The organism is Mesorhizobium sp. 2RAF21, from assembly GCF_052115345.1.
Taxonomy (GTDB): domain Bacteria; phylum Pseudomonadota; class Alphaproteobacteria; order Rhizobiales; family Rhizobiaceae; genus Mesorhizobium; species Mesorhizobium terrae.
This window is the reverse complement of the sequence record NZ_JBFRGM010000018.1, coordinates 51,226-68,601: the sequence shown is the minus strand read 5'-3', so window position 1 is coordinate 68,601 and position 17,376 is coordinate 51,226. Positions and strand designations below refer to the sequence as shown.

Annotated in this window: 17 protein-coding genes; 8 read left to right on the top strand and 9 right to left on the bottom strand. The window is 63.0% G+C overall.

All coding sequences use genetic code 11. The features are described from left to right. Nucleotides 1-28: 28 nt before the first annotated feature. The 5 genes from AB4136_RS25535 to AB4136_RS25515 form a co-directional block, all read right to left on the bottom strand. Complete coding sequence (locus AB4136_RS25535) at nucleotides 29-1,534, bottom strand: ATP-binding protein (protein ID WP_024925303.1); 1,506 nt, start codon at nucleotides 1,532-1,534, stop codon at nucleotides 29-31. A 105-nt stretch (nucleotides 1,535-1,639) separates the two neighbouring features. Further along, complete coding sequence (locus tag AB4136_RS25530) at nucleotides 1,640-2,902, bottom strand: alpha-hydroxy-acid oxidizing protein (protein WP_024925304.1); 1,263 nt, start codon at nucleotides 2,900-2,902, stop codon at nucleotides 1,640-1,642. A 56-nt stretch (nucleotides 2,903-2,958) separates the two neighbouring features. Further along, the gene (locus tag AB4136_RS25525) at nucleotides 2,959-3,330 is read right to left on the bottom strand and encodes a VOC family protein (protein ID WP_024925305.1); all 372 of its coding nucleotides are present in this window, start codon (nucleotides 3,328-3,330) and stop codon (nucleotides 2,959-2,961) included. After that, the gene (locus tag AB4136_RS25520; RefSeq protein WP_024925306.1) at nucleotides 3,331-3,759 is read right to left on the bottom strand and encodes a phasin family protein; all 429 of its coding nucleotides are present in this window, start codon (nucleotides 3,757-3,759) and stop codon (nucleotides 3,331-3,333) included. It abuts the gene before it with no gap. Between the two features lie 70 nt (nucleotides 3,760-3,829). Continuing rightward, a complete protein-coding gene (locus AB4136_RS25515) occupies nucleotides 3,830-5,131 on the bottom strand; it encodes a DUF445 domain-containing protein (protein WP_024925307.1) in 1,302 nt (433 codons plus the stop codon). Nucleotides 5,132-5,457: 326 nt separating this feature from the next. Here AB4136_RS25515 and AB4136_RS25510 point away from each other — a divergent pair, with 326 nt between their 5' ends. After that, the gene (locus AB4136_RS25510; RefSeq protein WP_024925308.1) at nucleotides 5,458-5,943 is read left to right on the top strand and encodes a phasin family protein; all 486 of its coding nucleotides are present in this window, start codon (nucleotides 5,458-5,460) and stop codon (nucleotides 5,941-5,943) included. A gap of 237 nt (nucleotides 5,944-6,180) precedes the next feature. Here the strand turns inward: AB4136_RS25510 and AB4136_RS25505 are convergent, their stop codons facing one another. Together AB4136_RS25505 and AB4136_RS25500 are read right to left on the bottom strand one after the other, a co-directional pair. Further along, nucleotides 6,181-6,438: a DUF1344 domain-containing protein gene (locus AB4136_RS25505; RefSeq protein ID WP_024925309.1), complete on the bottom strand. Its 258-nt coding sequence runs from the start codon at nucleotides 6,436-6,438 to the stop codon at nucleotides 6,181-6,183. Nucleotides 6,439-6,533: 95 nt separating this feature from the next. Next, nucleotides 6,534-6,983 carry a universal stress protein gene (locus tag AB4136_RS25500; protein ID WP_024925310.1) on the bottom strand — a complete coding sequence of 150 codons (450 nt, stop codon included), beginning with the start codon at nucleotides 6,981-6,983 and terminating at the stop codon, nucleotides 6,534-6,536. Nucleotides 6,984-7,313: 330 nt separating this feature from the next. Here AB4136_RS25500 and speB point away from each other — a divergent pair, with 330 nt between their 5' ends. The 3 genes from speB (at nucleotide 7,314) to AB4136_RS25485 (ending at nucleotide 10,180) form a co-directional block, all read left to right on the top strand. Beyond that, on the top strand, nucleotides 7,314-8,303 hold the full coding sequence (gene speB / locus AB4136_RS25495) for an agmatinase (RefSeq protein ID WP_024925311.1): 990 nt from the start codon (nucleotides 7,314-7,316) through the stop codon (nucleotides 8,301-8,303). A 34-nt stretch (nucleotides 8,304-8,337) separates the two neighbouring features. Continuing rightward, complete coding sequence (argC, locus tag AB4136_RS25490) at nucleotides 8,338-9,270, top strand: N-acetyl-gamma-glutamyl-phosphate reductase (RefSeq protein WP_024925312.1); 933 nt, start codon at nucleotides 8,338-8,340, stop codon at nucleotides 9,268-9,270. Between the two features lie 67 nt (nucleotides 9,271-9,337). Next, nucleotides 9,338-10,180 carry an aminoglycoside phosphotransferase family protein gene (locus tag AB4136_RS25485; protein WP_024925313.1) on the top strand — a complete coding sequence of 281 codons (843 nt, stop codon included), beginning with the start codon at nucleotides 9,338-9,340 and terminating at the stop codon, nucleotides 10,178-10,180. 57 nt (nucleotides 10,181-10,237) lie between these two features. Here AB4136_RS25485 and AB4136_RS25480 read toward each other — a convergent pair whose 3' ends face one another. Continuing rightward, nucleotides 10,238-11,332: a COX15/CtaA family protein gene (locus tag AB4136_RS25480; RefSeq protein ID WP_024925314.1), complete on the bottom strand. Its 1,095-nt coding sequence runs from the start codon at nucleotides 11,330-11,332 to the stop codon at nucleotides 10,238-10,240. A 252-nt stretch (nucleotides 11,333-11,584) separates the two neighbouring features. Here AB4136_RS25480 and AB4136_RS25475 point away from each other — a divergent pair, with 252 nt between their 5' ends. Continuing rightward, the gene (locus AB4136_RS25475) at nucleotides 11,585-11,800 is read left to right on the top strand and encodes a DUF2842 domain-containing protein (RefSeq protein ID WP_024925315.1); all 216 of its coding nucleotides are present in this window, start codon (nucleotides 11,585-11,587) and stop codon (nucleotides 11,798-11,800) included. 105 nt (nucleotides 11,801-11,905) lie between these two features. Next, nucleotides 11,906-13,123, top strand: coding sequence for a GNAT family N-acetyltransferase (locus tag AB4136_RS25470; protein WP_024925316.1), 1,218 nt, complete (start codon nucleotides 11,906-11,908; stop codon nucleotides 13,121-13,123). Between the two features lie 18 nt (nucleotides 13,124-13,141). Here AB4136_RS25470 and AB4136_RS25465 read toward each other — a convergent pair whose 3' ends face one another. Next, nucleotides 13,142-15,379, bottom strand: coding sequence for a GumC family protein (locus tag AB4136_RS25465; RefSeq protein ID WP_024925317.1), 2,238 nt, complete (start codon nucleotides 15,377-15,379; stop codon nucleotides 13,142-13,144). A gap of 275 nt (nucleotides 15,380-15,654) precedes the next feature. On the opposite strand from AB4136_RS25465, the gene AB4136_RS25460 reads away from it, so the two are divergent. Together AB4136_RS25460 and AB4136_RS25455 are read left to right on the top strand one after the other, a co-directional pair. Beyond that, a complete protein-coding gene (locus AB4136_RS25460) occupies nucleotides 15,655-16,218 on the top strand; it encodes a polysaccharide biosynthesis/export family protein (protein ID WP_024925318.1) in 564 nt (187 codons plus the stop codon). Further along, a complete protein-coding gene (locus AB4136_RS25455; protein WP_051504878.1) occupies nucleotides 16,196-17,356 on the top strand; it encodes a glycosyltransferase family 4 protein in 1,161 nt (386 codons plus the stop codon). The genes AB4136_RS25460 and AB4136_RS25455 overlap by 23 nt, the downstream gene beginning before the upstream one ends. Nucleotides 17,357-17,376: the final 20 nt, after the last annotated feature.

Genomic DNA, 17,376 nt, shown 5'->3' with positions numbered 1-17,376 from the left:
CGTTTCATATACCGCTCTGCGTGACGGCTCACTCGGCCGCCTGTTGTTCCGGCACGTCGTCCACGCGATTGGGATCGCCGGGCGCGGTTTCACAACCGAGATCCGGGAAAGCGACGACACGCCGGCCGTGGAAATCGGTGCGCAGCACGGCAAGGCCGCGCTCCTCGAAGAAGGACAACAGCCGCCGCGCCCGCCGTGCCGATTGCGTGCCATAGGCACGTGCCAACGCAGCGTCCGACGGACAGGGCGAACCGGTCACCGCCGCCTGGGCGACGATCAGGAACACGGCCTGCAAATCTTCCGGGACATCCGAGGACAATGCCAGTGCCTGCTGCCAGGCATCGCTTGCCGCGGTCGTTTCGTCGATGCCGGTCTTGGCAATAGCCAGCCGGCGCCGGAATGCGGGCAGGCCAAGTGGTTCGCCGGGCACTCGGCGAATACGGCACCGCACGAGAAAATCCTGATAGAGCAATGAATCGGCACGAAAAGCCGCGTCTGGATCCTCGACGATCTCCGCCAGGACTGCAGCGATGAGCACCTCGCGCTCAGCCTGATCGAACAGGGTCGGCGCCGGTTCCAGGGCTGCCGACTGTTCCGGCAGCGACCGCGACAACTGCTCCAGAATGTCGGCGGTCGGCGTCGGCGCCACGGGACGTGGCCGGCGCGCCGGCGGCTGCCGCAATTCTTCCGGGCTGGGGGTCAGGATCAGGCTCTGCACATCCTCGATCGCTTCCGGCAGCGGCGTCAGTTTCGGGCTGACGGAGCGCGCCGAGGTTTCGACCGCGCCGATGGCGACCGGCAGCGGCCGACGCGACATCGCCGGCCCCAGAGCCACGAAATGTCCACGCGCCAGGTCGCGGAACATCTCGGCCTGCCGCCGTTCCATGCCGAGAAGGTCGGCGGCACGCGCCATGTCGATGTCGAGGAAGGTGCGGCCCATCAGGAAATTGGAAGCCTCGGCCGCCACGTTCTTGGCGAGCTTGGCCAGGCGCTGCGTGGCAATAACCCCGGCGAGGCCGCGCTTTCGGCCGCGGCACATCAGGTTGGTCATCGCGCCGAGCGAGATTTTGCGCGCCTCGTCCGAGACCTCGCCGGCCACCGCCGGGGCGAAAAGCTGCGCCTCGTCCACCACCACCAGCACTGGATACCAGTAGTCGCGCTCGGCATCGAACATGCCGTTCAGGAAGGCGGCGGCGCCGCGCATCTGCTGTTCGACGTCGAGCCCTTCCAGATTGAGCACGACCGAGGCGCGATGCTGGCGGATACGGCCGGCAATGCCGGTCAGTTCGGCCTCGGTGCGCTGCGCATCGACCACGACATGGCCGAACCGATCGGCAAGTGTGACGAAATCGCCTTCGGGATCGATGACGACCTGCTGCACCCAAGGCGCGCTCTGTTCGAGCAGCCGACGCAACAGATGCGATTTTCCGGACCCGGAATTGCCTTGCACCAAAAGGCGCGTGGCCAGCAATTCCTCAAGATCGAGCGTGGCGGCCGCGCCCGACGCCGTCCCCATCTCGATGCCAACCTTCATTCAAAACCCCGGCGAAATTCCAGACATATGGAGCCGAGGTCTAGCACCATGATGGCTGCGATGCAGGGGCCGATTGGCGAAACCCACAGGAGAGGTGATCGTGCCCTATCCGGCAAACAGCGATGTATCGAGGTCGCTAGCCCTAGTCAGCCCGGCCAATGCAAGTGTCAGGTCGAACTCGGCGACGATGTTGCGGATAACCTCGCGCACGCCCGTCTCGCCGGCAAGCGCCAGGCCATAGACATAAGGCCGGCCGACCAGCACCGCCGCAGCGCCAAGCGCCAGCGCCTTGGCGACATCGCTGCCCGAACGAATGCCCGAATCGAGCAGGACCGGCAGCCCGCCCGCCGCGGCGACAACCGCCGGCAGCGCGTCCAATGTCGCAATCTCGCCGTCCACCTGCCGGCCGCCATGGTTGGAAACGACGATGCCGTCAACACCATGCTCCCGCGCCAGCCGCGCATCGTCGGCATGGCGAATGCCCTTGAGCAGGATCGGCAGTTTCGTCATGCCGCGCAGCCGGGCGATGTCGGACCAATTGAGGTCGGGACGCGAATAGGTGGCGGTGAAATGCGCGACGGCGGCGCGCATCTGCTGCATCGACAGGCCAAATTCCTTGCCTTTCCGACGCAGGCTGAGCGCCGTCGAGACGATGTCCAGGCCAGCGGGCTTCACGCCCGTATCAGGTGGACTGGCCGGGATCTTGGTGCGAAAAACCGGATCGCTGAGATATTGAGCAAGACCGAGCCCGCGCAGGAATGGCAGATAGGCCATGTCGAGATCACGCGGACGCCAGCCAAGCAAGGTCGTGTCGAGTGTGACCACGATCGCCTCGCAGCCGCAACGCTCGGCCCGGCCGACAACCGAACGCACGAAATCATCATCGCTCGACCAATAGAGCTGGAACCAGCGCGACGCATTGCCGATCGCCCCGGCCGCCCGCTCCATCGGCATCGAAGCCTGGTTGGAGAAGACGTAGCCGACGCCCTCAGCTGCCGCAGCGCGCGCCACCGCAAGATCAGCCTCCGGATGCACCATCTCCAAAACGCCGACGGGTGCCAGCAGGATGGGCGCGGAATGCCAGCGTCCGAACAAGGTGACGGAGAGGTCACGACTTGAAACGTCGCGCAGCACGCGCGGCGCGATCTGGCGCCGTTCAAAGGCGGCGCGATTGGCCCGCATCGTCGCCTCGCCACCGGCGCCGCCGATGATGTAGGCGGCGGCTTGCGGCGTCATCTTGCGGGCGGCAGCCTGTTCCAGCAGGTCGTGAGCCACCGGCACAGCCGGCCGCTTGCCGCCAGCGCCGGTGACGTAGATCTGCATCTGGCGCAGGCGGCCGGGTGCGACCGTGGCTCGCATGTCGTTCATGTTCTCCCCCACCAAGAGCGGCTGACAGTCCCGAGAAATAACCGATTTCAGCCAGATCAGCCCTGCGTTGCTTCGAACAGCTCGATCACATTGCCGGACGGGTCCATGCACAAAACCTGTCGTCCGCCAGGACCTTCGATCATCGTGTTCCGGAACTGCACGCCATCGCCTTCCAAAACCTTCACCAAGGCCGGCAGGTTCTCCACCTCGATGACGAACCTGTTCCAGCCGCCCGGTTCCGGCACTGTGCCATCCGGCATCGGCCGGGATGCGGAAGCATGGCGCCCCGCAAGCCAGAGCGTCAGATCACTCCGGTCGAGGATCGCCATGTTGGGGCCGAATTGCTGCCGCAACACGAAGCCCAGTCGCTTCGTGTAAAAATCGATGGAAGCATCGACGTCAGCGGCAAAGTAGCGGACGGTAGCCACCTACTTCTTCTCGTAGCCCTCGCGGATCTCGTCCATCGCATCCTTGATGCGGGCACGCAGGATGTCGACCGATTCCGTTCCGGACTTTTTGACGATCTCGGCCACTTCGCCGGCATTTTTCACCGCTGTCTCGAACGACTTGCGGGCGAAGTCCGCCTGCTTGGCTATGAATTCCTGCGGATTGCCGGGAGCACGGTAGTTTTGCGCCAGTTCGGTGATTTCGCGCAGCGAATCCTGCAACACCTCGCGCTGCTTGGCCATGACGGACGACGCGCCCGATGCGGTTGCCCTGGCCGATTTCTCCAGCGCCTCAAGGTTTTTGCGGTGATGACTGAGAATGGTCTCGACATCGACCTTCGGCATTTTCAGGTCGCGGCCGAGCTTGCTGAACATGTCCATGAAGGATTCGGTTTCGGGCTGCTTGGCCATGATCGTCTTCTCCTCCCTTGTTGCCGGCTCGATCGCCGCAGGGGTCAGAATAGACAACAGGGCACAACCGTCAATTGATCAGAAACAGTCGCTCGACCGTATAGAGCGCAAGACCGGCCAGGCCGCCGATGATCATGCCGTTGAAGCGGATATATTGCAGGTCGCGGCCGATGTTCATCTCGATGAGCCGCGTAAGCTGGCCGAGATCCCAGCGTTTGACCTGATCGGCGATGAACTTGGAGACGCTGCTCTTCTGGGTTTCGACGAAGGAGGCGAGCGCCACCACAAAGCCCTGGTTCATATCGGCCCTGATCTGCGGGTCGCTGGCGAGATGCCGCCCGACCTCGACGAACATATTGGCGAGATGGGCGCGGATCATGGAATTTTCCGACGCCGCGTCCTGCTCGATGAAACGACGCAGGCTTTCCCACATGTCGTGCGCCAGATCGCGGATTTCCGGCCTGGCGAGGAACCCCTGCTTCATCTGCTCGGCGCGCCGGGCATATTCCTTTGACGTGCGCAGCCGCTCGATGAATTTCCTGACGAAACGATCGAACTCCTCGCGCATCGGGTGGTCGGGATCCGCCCTCACCTCCTCGAGCAGCGAGCCCGCCGAAGCGACGATCTTCTTCAACAGATAGGCATCCGCGCGGAACAGGTTGAACAGCGACGGCAATTCCTCGCGGATCTTCTCGCGCATCACCGCCAGCGCCTGTTCGTCGGCGAGAAAACGACCGACCACCTTGGTGAACTCGTCGAACAGCTTCTGATGGCGGCGATCGTCGGTGAACGCCGAGAGCAGTTCAGCCGCCAGTGGCGCCACCTGCACCTTTTCCACCTGTTCCAGCATGCGCTGGGCAACGAAGTCGCGCAGGCTGGATTGTTCGATTGCACCCAGCGTCTGCGGCACCAATCGCATGACGAAGCGCGACAGGCCCGCCGCACGCTCCTCATGTGCGAGCCAGTCGGCCACCAAGGCTGCGAAATCCACCTCGTTGAGTTTCTCGCGCACCGGCCCCGGTGCCAGGAAATTGACCTCGATGAAGCGACCGAGATTGTCGGCGATGCGGGTCTGGTTCTCCGGGATAATCGCCGTGTGTGGGATGGGCAGGCCTAGCGGCCGCTTGAACAGCGCCACCACCGCATACCAGTCGGCGAGACCGCCAATGGTGGCGGCCTCGGCAAAGGCAGCAACGAAGGCGAGCCAGGGATGGCTGCCCTCCAGCGATTTCGTGACAAAGAACACGACCACGCACAGGCCGAGGGCGGCGGCCGCGACAAACTTCGTACGCTTCAGCGCCGCGAGTTTCACCTCGGCATCCTTGTCGCCTACCACGAAGCCCGTGCTCGCGACTGCATCCTGCTGCGACATTGACGGTCTATCCTGCATCCAACCTGCCCAAGCTTAGCATTCCCCTGCCCGAGCTTGGCAGCCCCACGCATACGATACGCAGTGTTTGCATAAACACATCACCGCATGTCGGTCGCCAACCGACCGAGTGCAAGGTCTCGAAAGGCGACGAAACCGTTTAGCCGCGCTCAAAATTACGCGTTCCACAACAACAGGTTGCCCGAAATTTTGCACCGCACCAAAGTTTTATGTTGCAGTGCACAATATTTGCTCCTATATGCTCGCCATGCTCCGGGTCGATCCTGACCGGAGCGCAACCCATAGCTCCTTAAGAGGATGGAATCGCCATGACCAAGACCGCCAAGACCACCGCCCCTTCGTCCACCTATTTTTCCTCGATCAAGTCCGCCTTCGAAACCGCCCAGTCGAAGCTTGAAGTTCCGGCTGCTGCCCGCGATTTCGTCAAGCGCGGCGCTTCGACCGCCAAGGAGCGCGCCGAGAGCGTGCACGGCGGTGTCGCCAAGCTGAACGACGGCGCCGAGAAGATCGCCACCTCCTTCGTCGTTGGTTACGCCAACTTCACCCGCGGCCTGCTCGACGCGACGCTGGCCAATGTCCAGCATGCGCTGACCACGGTCGAGAAGGTTGCCGGTGCGCAGTCCTTCAACGAAGCCGTCCAGATCCAGGCCGACTTTGTGCGTGAGAACGCTTCCGCCAACATCGAGCGCATTCGCGGCGCTGCCGAGACCGCCAAGACCACCGTTGTCGATGGCGCCAAGACCGTCCAGGCTGAAATCGGCAAGCTCTACACCTTCGACAAGAAGGCCGCCTGATCGACGCAGGCTTGCATTGAAGCCATCCGTGCGAAGCGAACGCTCCGCGTAAACCGGTTCTGATTTCTGTACGAGTGCAAGTCGCGTAACCAAGGCCCGCCCACAAGCGGGCCTTTTTCTTTGAGCGTCGCGAACACATGCCCATCAGCAAAAAGGCCGGGCTTGTGGCCCGGCCGATCGGTGGCGAACTACCACCGCAGTCTCATTCGAAGGCGCAAGGAATGCGCGCCCTCTCGGTTATTTCGAAGGCTTGATGCTCTGCACCGTCGCCTTGCCGGCGGCGTCCGTCGAATAGGTGATCAGCACCTTGTCGCCAGCTTTCAGCGAGGCGGCCTTGACGCCGGCCGGCAACGTCACCGACTGGCCGTTGTCGAGCGTGATCGAGCTGGTTGCGGCATCGACCTTCTTGATCGTGGCCTTCAGATCCTTGGCCATAGCGCCATTCACACCAGCAAGCGCGAACACAACGGCGGCAGCGGCAATGTACTTCCTCATGGGGGCAACTCCTTTTGTTGAGGCGTCGCGATCCTGAGGGGCCGACATCACAGGAACATTGCCGCTACTATACCGATTGGTAAGGTGGCCGGGGCCTACTTCACCACCAGCACGGGGATGGAGGAATGCGCCAGCACCTCGGCGGTCTGGCTGCCGAGCAGCACGCGCTCGACACCGCGCCGACCATGCGAGGCGATGACGATCAGATCGACTTTGCGCGTTGTCGCAGCGTCGAGAATAGCTTCGGCGGCGCGCTCGCCGGGCGCGTGGACGAGGTCGACTTCCACACCGACCTTCGCGGCCTCGGCCTTCACCGCCGCCAGGATCTTGTCGGCACCTTCCTTCTGGGCGGCGTTGAAGTCCTGCATGTCGGCTTCGGAGGGAACCCAGCCGGCGCCGATGGCAAGACCGGAGATCGGGAACGGCTCTGTCGCCGTAACCGCGGTCACCTTCGCGCCAAGCGCCTTGGCCAGCGCAAGCCCCTGCTTCACGCCCTTGCCGGCCAGGTCCGAACCGTCGGTGGGGATCAGAATATGCTTGTACATTGCAGTCTCCATTTGTCGCCTCAGCGTCACCCTTTCCACGTGGGGATGTGTTGACCGAGATCAAGCAGACACGCGGCGGATTAGAATGAGGCCAGCCCGCGGCAGTTGGTACTCACGACTGAAGGCTGTCGTGTTTGTGCAATGAAACCATGATGGAAAGTCCAGGGAACCGCCAGTCTTTCGACGAACCGGGCGGAGAGGTTCGCGCGATTTGGGTGCGCCCGGGAATGGCTTGGGGTGCCATGGACCACGCCCATTCCGGTCTCGTGACTGGCATGTTGCGATCCGGTCCGTTATGTGTCGCTGCCCGATCAACCGTAGGAGCACGTGATGTCGAACAAGAACATCGACCACGCTTTCACCGCACGCGGCAAAACCGGTCCCTCTTATGAGCCGACCTACGCTGGCGCTTTGTCGTTCATGCGCCGCAAATACACCAAGGACGTGAAGGGGGCCGATGCCGTCGTTTGGGGTATTCCGTTCGATGCCGCCGTCACCAACCGCCCCGGTGCGCGATTCGGGCCGCAGGCGATTCGCCGCGCCTCCGCCATCTTCGACAACGATCCGCAATATCCGTTTGCGCGCGAGTTCTTCGATCATCTCGCGGTTGTCGACTACGGCGATTGCCTGCTGGATTCGGGTAATCACCAGAAGACGCCCGGCATCATCGAGCGCGAGGCCGCCAAGATCCTGAAAAGCGGCGCGTTCCTTTTGTCGCTCGGCGGCGACCACTTCGTCACCTATCCGATCCTGAAGGCGCATGCAGCCATACATGGCCCACTGGCGCTGGTGCAGTTCGACGCGCATCAGGACACCTGGCCGGATGACGGCAAGCGCATCGACCACGGCTCCTTCGTCGGCCGCGCGGTGAAGGAAGGCCTGATCGACCCCGACCGGTCGATCCAGATCGGCATCCGCACGCATGCACCGGACACGTTCGGCATCAAGATCCTGCACGGCTACGAAGTCGAGGAGATGCGCGCCGCCGACATCGCCTACGCCATCGTCGAACGCACCGGCGGCCGCAAGACCTACGTCACCTTCGACATCGATTGCCTCGACCCGGCCTTCGCTCCGGGGACCGGCACGCCGGTAGCCGGCGGCCCGACATCCTCCAAGATCCTGTCGACCCTGCGGCTGCTTGGCCAGATCGACATGGTCGGCGCCGACGTGGTGGAGGTTGCACCAGCCTACGACCATGCCGATATAACGGCGATCGCCGGCTCGACCATCGCCATGCATTATCTCGGCCTGCTTGCTGAGAAGAAGGCGAGAGCCGAAGACAACAACAACCAAGCGCATACCGGCCAGGACATCTGACGTCCCGGCCACAAAACATCGGACCAGACAGGCAATGAAACCGAAAATCTTCATCGACGGCGAACACGGCACCACCGGCCTGCAGATCAGGACCCGGCTGGCAGGTCGCGGCGATCTCGAGATCATCTCCATTCCGGCTGAGCGCCGCAAGGAGACCGCGGCCCGCGCCGAGTTCCTCAACGCCGCCGATGTCGCCATCCTTTGCCTGCCCGATGACGCCGCCAGGGAAAGCGTGTCGTTGATCTCCAACGACACGACCCGGGTCATTGACGCCTCGACCGCCTACCGCGTGGCGGCCGGCTGGGAATATGGTTTCCCGGAAATGGACAGGGAACAAGCGCAGCGCATCGCCTCGGCGAAGCGTGTCGCCAACCCCGGCTGCTGGCCGCAGGGCCCGATCGCTACGCTGCGCCCACTCGTCGAGGCCGGCCTGCTGCCGGCCGACTATCCGGTGACCTTCAACGGTATCTCGGGCTATTCGGGCGGCGGCCGCACGATGATCGAAGATTATGAAGCCAAGGGCGAGAACGCCTCGGAGTTCACACCTTACGCACTGGCCCTGAAGCACAAGCATCTGCCGGAACTGAAGGCCTATGCGAAGCTCAAGCACGACGCATTGATGCAGCCGGCCGTCGGCAATTTCGCGCAGGGCATGATCACGGTGGTGCCGCTGCAACTTGGACAGTTGCATCACATCCCGACCGGCGCGGAACTGCACGCGGCCATCGCCGACCATTTCGCCGCCATCAAGGGCGGCGTGGTCGAGGTGGCACCCTATGAAGCGGTCGACCGCGTGCCGGAACTGAACCCGGAAGAGTACAACGACACCAATCGCATGAAGCTCTACGTCTTCGCCAACGATGCCCGCGCCCAGGCGCTGCTCGTCGCCGTCTACGACAACCTCGGCAAGGGAGCCTCGGGCGCGGCTGTGCAGAACCTCGATCTGATGCTCGGCCTCAACGGCTGATCTTTACTTCGGTACAAGAGCCTGGCCGCGCCATTGGCGCGGCCTCGATCCATCAGGAAAAATCCTCATGCAACCGCCTGCCTTGCCGGCGCGCTGGAATGTCAGCGAGCCCACCCTGATTGCCGAAACATTCTCAAGCCGTATCTGGAAGGTTAGCCAGACCAATGGCATGCCGGCCATCGTCAAGGCGCTGAAGGATTTCGACGACGTCGAGGACGAGTTGCGCGGCGCCCATCTTCTGGCATGGCGGCGTGGCGAAGGGCTCATCCGGCTGTTCGACAGCGAAGACAAGATGATGCTGATCGAATATGCCGGCGAGCGCCATCTCACCGCCGTATTGGACGACGTGGGTGATACAGCAGCCACTGAAATCGCCGCCGACGTGATGGCAAGGCTGCACGCTCCATCATCTCATGCCCTGCCCGGTGACCTGCAGCCGCTGCGGGATCGCTTTGTCAGCCTTTTTGCCAAGGCCGAGGCAGATCGGGCCGCTGGACAGAAAACTATCTATGTCGAGGGAGCCGAAATCGCCGAGCGCCTGTTGTCCGACCCGCTGGACGTGCGCCCGCTTCACGGCGACATCCACCACGACAACATCATCCAGTCGCCGCGCGGCTGGCTGGCGATCGATCCCAAGGGCATATTGGGCGATCCCGGCTTCGATGCCGCCAACATGTTCTTCAACCCGCTCGAGCGGGAAGCGCTGTGCGTCGACCCGGACCGGATCTCCACCATGGTGACGATCTTCTCGCGCACGATGCGGCAGGATCCCCGCCGTCTGCTCGACCACGCGATCGCATATGGTTGCCTGTCGTCGTCCTGGCATGCCGAAGACGGCAGCGATGAGGACGAGCGCCGCGAACTGGCAGTCGTTTCAGTCGTCCGCACTGTTCGCGATCATAATTTCTGAGGCCGGGCGTAGCGGTTCCGGCTCGCTCGCGCCGTGGTCTGGCTACCGGCGCCAAGCCTAGGACCGGACCACCACCTGGGTTTCCAGCGGATAAGCGCCCTTGGTGCCACGCCAATGCGCGGTTGCGAAGATCAGCACGATCATCGCGAAAGCCTGGTGTGTCAGCGCCACATCCAGCGGCACCATCATCAACAGCGTCGCGACGCCGATGGCCGCCTGCCCCAGCACCAGAACGAACAACAGCCAGGCGCGGCGCGCGTGGGTGCTGCCGGGTGCCGACCTGGTGGTCGCCAGCGCGTGCCATAGGGCTATCGCCAGTACCGTATAGGCGAACATGCGGTGCACGAACTGCACCGTCTTTGGATTTTCGAACAGATTGCGCCAGGCGGGATCCATGACGAACAGGTCACCCGGGATGATGGCGCCGTCCATCAGCGGCCAGGTGTTGTAGGTCAGGCCCGCATGCAGGCCGGCGACCAGCGCGCCGAGATAGATCTGGATCAACACGAGCAGCACCATGAGACCGGCGAAACGTTGCGCGCCGCGCCCGGCCGGCCGCTCCGAATAGCGAGCGACGCCGCGCGCAATATAGGTCACCGCCACGATGATGATGCAGGCGAGCGTCAAATGTGTCGCCAACCGATATTGGCTGACCGACACGCGCTCCGCCAACCCTGACGCAACCATCCACCAGCCGATGGCCCCTTGCAGTCCACCCAGGGCCAGGAGGCCGATCAGGCGCGGTTTCAGCCTACTTTCCAGCCGCCGCGTCACCCAGAACAGGACAAGCGGAACAGCAACCAGGAAGCCGACGCCACGGGCCAGAAGCCGGTGCGCCCACTCCCACCAGAAGATGCCTTTGAACTCGTCCAGCGACATGCCCTTGTTGACCTGCTGATACTGCGGAATCTGCTGATATTTCTCGAACTCTTCCTGCCATTCGGCCTGGTTGAGTGGCGGGATGACGCCATGGATGGGCTTCCATTCGGTGATCGACAGACCCGAGCCGGTCATGCGGGTGGCGCCACCCACCATCACCAACGCAAAGAGCGCCAGGAGCACGACATAAAGCCAGCCGCGAACCCATGCGCGGTTGCGCAACTCGCGATCCTGTTCGGCAGCCGGGGCTGCAATGTCGGCGGCGGAAGTCATGGCTTCTCCGAAGGCTAACGCATCGGCAGTGAAACCGGAATCGGTTTTCGGCAGGCACGATGCGCGGATTCAAAGCGCTGAAGCACCCTTTGCGCGTTCAAATGGACATGCTGCGCTCCAACGAGCGGTTAGGTGAACCATAGCGGCGAAACTGGCAAGACGAAGCAGCGCGGCACGCCGTCGCGCCGCTTAGCCTTGCCGGTTGCGCGCGGCCGACATTCGGCATAATCGAAACCACAAAGGATCTGCGCCATGCCCCTGCGTCTCAAGAAGCTGATCGGAACCGTGCTTTTGGTGGCGCTGGTCATCATCTACGCCATCGTCGCGACGATCGTCGCCGTGGCACAGCTCTCGGAATCCGGCCCCTTGGTCCACCTCGCTTTTTTTATCTTCAGCGGTCTGCTTTGGGTGCTGCCCGCCATGGGCATCATCAAATGGCTGATCCTGGAGCCGCGCCCGAAGAACTAACGGTCAAATCCAAGATTCATTTATCTTTTTGGCCTAATATTCAGGCTTCATAGCGCGCCCGCGTGATGCAGGCTCACTGCACGGCGCCAATGGGACGATGCAGGTATGGCGGACGCGACGGCGTCGGGGGACGGCAAGACTTTCGCGGCAACCGCGGCACCACATCAGGCGCCGGCGGTAGTGGCCACCGTTCAATCTGCCTCCGCCGAAGCGATCGCGTCCTACGGAGACTTCAGCCGGACCGCCCCCCATGCGCCGCCGCAAAGCGCGCTGTGGATACGACACTGGATCGACAATCTGCGCCCGGACGCCTTGATCGCCTGGCTGAAAACGGGCGAGCAGCCGCTGCTTGCCATGGCTCTGGAAGTCGAGCGCTCCGGGCCATTCAAGGTCGCCCGCTTTATGGGTGGACGTCACGCCAACGGCAACTTCCCTCCCTTTGCGCAGACATCCGACAGCCCCCTGGCCGCAGCTGACCTGAGCAGGCTCTTCGACGCCATCAAGAGAGCCCGTCCGGATATCGACCTGATCGCCCTGCAGCGACTGCAGCCTGACCTCGACGGGCTGGTCAATCCGCTGTCGGCGCTCCCCTCTTTTCAAAGCCCCAATCTGTCGCTGGCGGTGGATCTGAGCGGCGGCTTCGAGGAAGTGCTCGAGCGCACCAGCGGCAAACGCAAACGCAAGAAACACCGCTCGCAGGCCCGCAAATTCGAGACGGCGGGCGGTTTTTCCAGAATCGAAGCCCGGTCAGCGGACGAAACCCGTCGCCTGTTGGAAGCCTTCCTGGCCATGAAGGAACAGCGTTTCCGCAAGATGGGCATCGCCAATGTCTTCGGCGACCCGCGCGTGCGCGCTTTCTTCCATGCCCTGTTTGCGGAGGCACTCGACGAAGAGAAACCTTCCTTCGTGCTTCATGGGCTTGAAGTGGCCGGCAAGTTGCGCGCGGTGACCGGATCGAGCCACGCGCCGCGCCGGCTCGTATGCGAATTCGGTGCGATTCTCGAAGACGAGCTTTCGTCGGCAAGCCCCGGCGATTTCCTGTTCTTCGACAACATCCAGGAAGCCTGCGAACAAGGCAACGCCGTCTACGATTTCTCTGTTGGCGACGAGCCGTACAAACGACAATGGTGCGATATCGAAATCCTGCACCGGGACGCGATGGTGCCGCTGACGTTGAAAGGACGCGCCCTGGCTTCGAGCCTGCATCAGGGCGCGCGGGTCAAGGCCTTCATCAAGAACAGCCCGACCATCTGGAAATTCACCAAAGCTTTGCGCCGCAGGGCCGCGGGCCACGAACAGCCGGCGGCAACCTCGGAAGACTGAGACGCCCCTGCCCGTCCGCTACGCGGCCGAACGGCCGGAGACCGGCGCGCCTGGCGTGCCATGCCCGGCAGGCGTGACCAGGATCAGGTCCGGATAACCGCTCTCGATCAGTTTGACAGCGGCTTCGGTGATCGCCTCGCTCGGCTCCAGCACACTGACGAAAACCTCCGTCGCCTCGCCCACCAGCCGGCGGATGCCGTCCGCATCGGCCGGTCCGCATTCCACCACGACAAGGTCGTAGGCGGTGGTGAGCGACTGCATAATGATCGGCAACCGGTCGGCTGCCCGCATGGCGCGCATCGGGTCGGCGGTTCCGGCGGGAATCACATGGCAATCGGAATAGTGATCGGCATGGATGACGTCGCTGAATTGCGCTTCCGAAGCCAACAGGTTCGTGATGCCGGCATAGGCGCTGCTGTCGAGCAAGGGGCGCGAGGCGGCACCCGATGCGGTCAGATCCATCAGGAGCACACGCAAGCCGGCATCCGCGACCTCGCGGGCCACCAGGATGGAACTGGCCGCCGCTTCGTCACCCTCGGGCGAAACGAAGATCGCGCGTGCCGCGCCGCTGGTGATCAGCCTTTCGGCGGCCTTCTCGATGTCGATTTCTCCGAGCCCCGCATCGCTGGGTTCCGGTGCCTTTTCCTTCACAGCCGGCCTGCCGACCGCGGCATTCTCGATCAGGGCTGCCGCCTTGCGGACGGCGGCGGCGCGCTCGTCGTCGGAGGCCTGCAGGCGAGCAGCCGGCGCAGTCGTTTCCATCAGATCGCGTTTCGCCACCGGCGGCACGGGCCGATCATCGTCCCGAACGGCTGGCATGGGCACCTCTCTCACCGGTTCCGGCCGCGGACCGCTGGCCGGGCGCATCGCGCGGCCGGAGAACAATTCGCGAAGCAAGGTGATGATGGCCATGACCAGCAGCGACGCGGCAAAGGCGGCACCGACGATCGGCAGCATCTTGGGGAAATAGGGCTCGGTCGGAACGATCGCGCGCGAGAAAATGCGGGCGTCGACCGGCAGATAGTTGCGGTCCTGGCGTGACGATGCCTCGCGGTAGCGGGTCAGATAGGATTCCAGCAATTGGCGCTGGGCGGTCGCCTCGCGCTCCAGCGCGTTGAGTTCGACCTGTTCCTCGCCGGCACGGGCCGATTCGGCCTTCAACCGGTTGAGATCCGCCACGAGCTGGCTCTCACGCTCCTTGGCGGTATCGGCCTCGGTGACGAGACCGGCCAGCACTTTTTGCGCCTCGGTGCGAATCTGGCCATCGATATCGGCAAGCTGCGACTTCAGCGAGCGGATACGGGGATGGTTGTCGAGCAGCGTCGTCGAAAGGTCTGCGATATCGCTCTTGATCTGCCCCTGCCGATCGCGCAGCCTCTGGATGGCGGCGGACGACATCACTTCCGGCAGCGAATCCAGGGAACCTCCGCTCTGGAGAGCCTTGCGCACGCCTTGCGCCGTCGCTTCGGCCGACGCACGGTTGGCGCGCACGCGCGACAGTTCGCTGGACATTTCCGAAAGCTGCTGGGTAGCCAGCACCGAATTGTTCTGGCCGATCAGCAGATCGGACTGCGCACGATATTCGGCTACTTTCGCTTCGGCGTCTTTCACGCGCTTCGACAGGTCAGCAATTTCCGGTGCCAGCCAGTCGGTCGCTTCCGTGTTCGATTGCAGCTTGGCACCGCGTTGCAAGGCGAGGTAGGCATCGGCGATGGCATTAGGCACATCGGCCGCCAGCTTGGGATCGCGCGACGAGAATTCGATGACGATAACGCGAGATCTTTCAACACGATAAACGTTGAGCTTCTCGTGCATCTTCTTGAGCACGCGCTCTTCCGGCGGAATCTCGTTTGGATCGCTCTTCAGCCCGGCCAGGATCAGCAACCTGCTGATCGACGACATCTTCACCGTCTCGTCGAATTCGGGCAGCGTGGACAGATTCAGCTGCTTCGCCACTTGCTTGAGAATGTCGGTCGATGAGACCACCTCGACCTGGCTGGTCACGCCTTCCTCGTCGAAAAGCGGCCGGTCGGCATCGTTGGTCGTGTTCGGACGGGTGAATACCGATTCACGCGCTTCGATCAAAAGCCGCGTTTCGGATTTGTAAAGCGGCGTCGTCAGCCATGCGAGCGCGAAGGCGAGACCCGCCACGATCAACGCAACCACGAGGATTCGAAGCCAGTTCCGCGCAAGACTTGCGAAGAGCTGCCTCAAATCGACATCAAGATCTGCTGCGCTGGACTGTACGCCTGACATGTATCCCGCTCCCATACTGGGTCGCATGCAAGGTAAACAACTATGGTAACTCACTGGTTAAGAGAACCGCCCGGCAATTGGGCCGGCGGAAGAGCGAAAGCAGACACCGCCGAGCCACCAATGCCGGATCGCCACCTTTTTCGCGCGCGGACCTTATTTCGGACCGCAGAACCGGCACTCCCTTTACCGGCCATTAACCCTAACAGACCGATAACAAGACTCGATCCTGAACGTCGCCGCACATCTGGCGACCACTCAAAGGTACGTGCCCAGCCATGAGATGTCCTGCCCCGCTCACTTGCGCATTGCTTGCGGTGTCGCTGCTGGCTGGCTGTTCCAGTTATCGCCCGACCCCAGCAGCTTTTCATGACGTGCTGACGCAACCCTACCGGCTTGGTGCCGGCGACCGGGTCCGCATCACCGTATTCGAGCAGGATGGGCTGACCAACACCTACAGCGTCGACCAGTCCGGCTACATCTCCTTCCCGCTTGTCGGCTCGGTGCCGGCCCGCGGCAGCACGGCGCAGCAGCTGGAAAAGGCGATCGCCGGCAAATTGCGCCAGGGCTACCTGCGCGATCCCGACGTCTCGGTCGAGATCGACCGCTACCGGCCGATCTTCGTGATGGGCGAGGTTGGCGCCGCCGGCCAGTATTCCTATGTACCGGGCCTGACCGTTCAGAAGGCGATCGCCATCGCCGGCGGCTTCTCCGCCAGGGCCAATCAATCAATGGTCGACGTCACACGCGACATCAACGGAGAGGTCATGACCGGCCGGGTGGTGACATCCGACCCGCTGCTGCCCGGCGACACGGTCTATGTCCGCGAACGTCTGTTCTGACAACGTGGCGCCTTCCTCCCTCCGCATCGTGCATTGCTTCCGTTCGCCCGTCGGCGGTATTTTCCGCCATGTGCGCGATCTGGCCGATGCGCAGGCGGCGGCAGGCCACATGGTCGGCATCGTCTGCGATTCGACGACGGGCGGTGCGCTCGAAGAAGCGCTCTTCGAAGACATGAAAGGGGTTCTGGCGCTCGGTGTGCATCGTACGCCGATGCAGCGCCACATCGGTCCCGGGGACGCGGCTTCGGCCTGGCGTACCTTCAAGATCATCAAGGAATTGAAGCCGGACGTGCTCCATGGCCATGGCGCCAAGGGTGGCGCCTATGCGCGTCTGTTCGGCTCACTGTTGCGGGTTTCAAGGTCTCGCGTGGCCCGCCTTTATTCGCCGCATGGCGGCAGTCTCCACTACGACGAACGCACAGCCACCGGAAAGCTGTTCTTCGCGCTTGAGTGGACGATGGCGTATTTCACAGACTATCTGCTGTTCGTGTCCGACTATGAAAGGCAGGCCTATCGCCGCAAGGTTGGCGAACCGCGTGTGCCCAACACGCTGGTCTATAACGGCCTGCGCGCCGCGGAATTCGAACCGGTGGTCTCGAAGGCCGATGCTGCGGATCTCCTCTACATCGGCATGATGCGCGACCTGAAAGGCCCAGACATCTTCATCGACGCGGTTGCCCAGGCCGAGATTCGCCTCGGGCGTACCATCAATGCGGTGATGGTCGGCGACGGCGAAGACCTGCCCCGCTACCGGTCCCAGGTGCTGCGCCTCGGTCTCGACGACCGTATCCAGTTCCTCGAACCGATGCCCGCCCGCGCGGCCTTCGCGTTGGCGCAGCTTGTCGTCGTGCCGTCGCGAGCGGAGGCGATGCCTTACATCGTGCTTGAAACGCTCGCGGCCGAAAAACCGATGATCGCCACCGCCGTGGGCGGCATTCCGGAAATCTTCGGGATCGGTTCCCCTGCCCTGACACAGCCCGACGCGGGCGTGGTTGGCGAGAAGATGAGTGAAGCCTTGGCCGACCTCGACGCCTATCGGGAAACCATGCCGCAACAGGCCGACTTGACCGCAAAATTCGGTGCCGACGTGATGGCTGCGCAGATCGAAAAAGCTTATTTCGCGGCGTTGGCCGGCTAATCACCCGGCGGAACGACTGC

Bases quoted from the DNA above. Each gene is read 5' to 3' on its own strand.
- AB4136_RS25535 (WP_024925303.1), bottom strand. From the start codon at position 1,534: ATGAAGGTTGGCATCGAGATGGGGACGGCGTCGGGCGCGGCCGCCACG.
- AB4136_RS25530 (WP_024925304.1), bottom strand. From the start codon at position 2,902: ATGAACGACATGCGAGCCACGGTCGCACCCGGCCGCCTGCGCCAGATG.
- AB4136_RS25520 (WP_024925306.1), bottom strand. From the start codon at position 3,759: ATGGCCAAGCAGCCCGAAACCGAATCCTTCATGGACATGTTCAGCAAG.
- AB4136_RS25515 (WP_024925307.1), bottom strand. From the start codon at position 5,131: ATGTCGCAGCAGGATGCAGTCGCGAGCACGGGCTTCGTGGTAGGCGAC.
- AB4136_RS25510 (WP_024925308.1), top strand. From the start codon at position 5,458: ATGACCAAGACCGCCAAGACCACCGCCCCTTCGTCCACCTATTTTTCC.
- AB4136_RS25505 (WP_024925309.1), bottom strand. From the start codon at position 6,438: ATGAGGAAGTACATTGCCGCTGCCGCCGTTGTGTTCGCGCTTGCTGGT.
- AB4136_RS25500 (WP_024925310.1), bottom strand. From the start codon at position 6,983: ATGTACAAGCATATTCTGATCCCCACCGACGGTTCGGACCTGGCCGGC.
- speB (WP_024925311.1), top strand. From the start codon at position 7,314: ATGTCGAACAAGAACATCGACCACGCTTTCACCGCACGCGGCAAAACC.
- argC (WP_024925312.1), top strand. From the start codon at position 8,338: ATGAAACCGAAAATCTTCATCGACGGCGAACACGGCACCACCGGCCTG.
- AB4136_RS25485 (WP_024925313.1), top strand. From the start codon at position 9,338: ATGCAACCGCCTGCCTTGCCGGCGCGCTGGAATGTCAGCGAGCCCACC.
- AB4136_RS25480 (WP_024925314.1), bottom strand. From the start codon at position 11,332: ATGACTTCCGCCGCCGACATTGCAGCCCCGGCTGCCGAACAGGATCGC.
- AB4136_RS25475 (WP_024925315.1), top strand. From the start codon at position 11,585: ATGCCCCTGCGTCTCAAGAAGCTGATCGGAACCGTGCTTTTGGTGGCG.
- AB4136_RS25470 (WP_024925316.1), top strand. From the start codon at position 11,906: ATGGCGGACGCGACGGCGTCGGGGGACGGCAAGACTTTCGCGGCAACC.
- AB4136_RS25465 (WP_024925317.1), bottom strand. From the start codon at position 15,379: ATGTCAGGCGTACAGTCCAGCGCAGCAGATCTTGATGTCGATTTGAGG.
- AB4136_RS25460 (WP_024925318.1), top strand. From the start codon at position 15,655: ATGAGATGTCCTGCCCCGCTCACTTGCGCATTGCTTGCGGTGTCGCTG.
- AB4136_RS25455 (WP_051504878.1), top strand. From the start codon at position 16,196: ATGTCCGCGAACGTCTGTTCTGACAACGTGGCGCCTTCCTCCCTCCGC.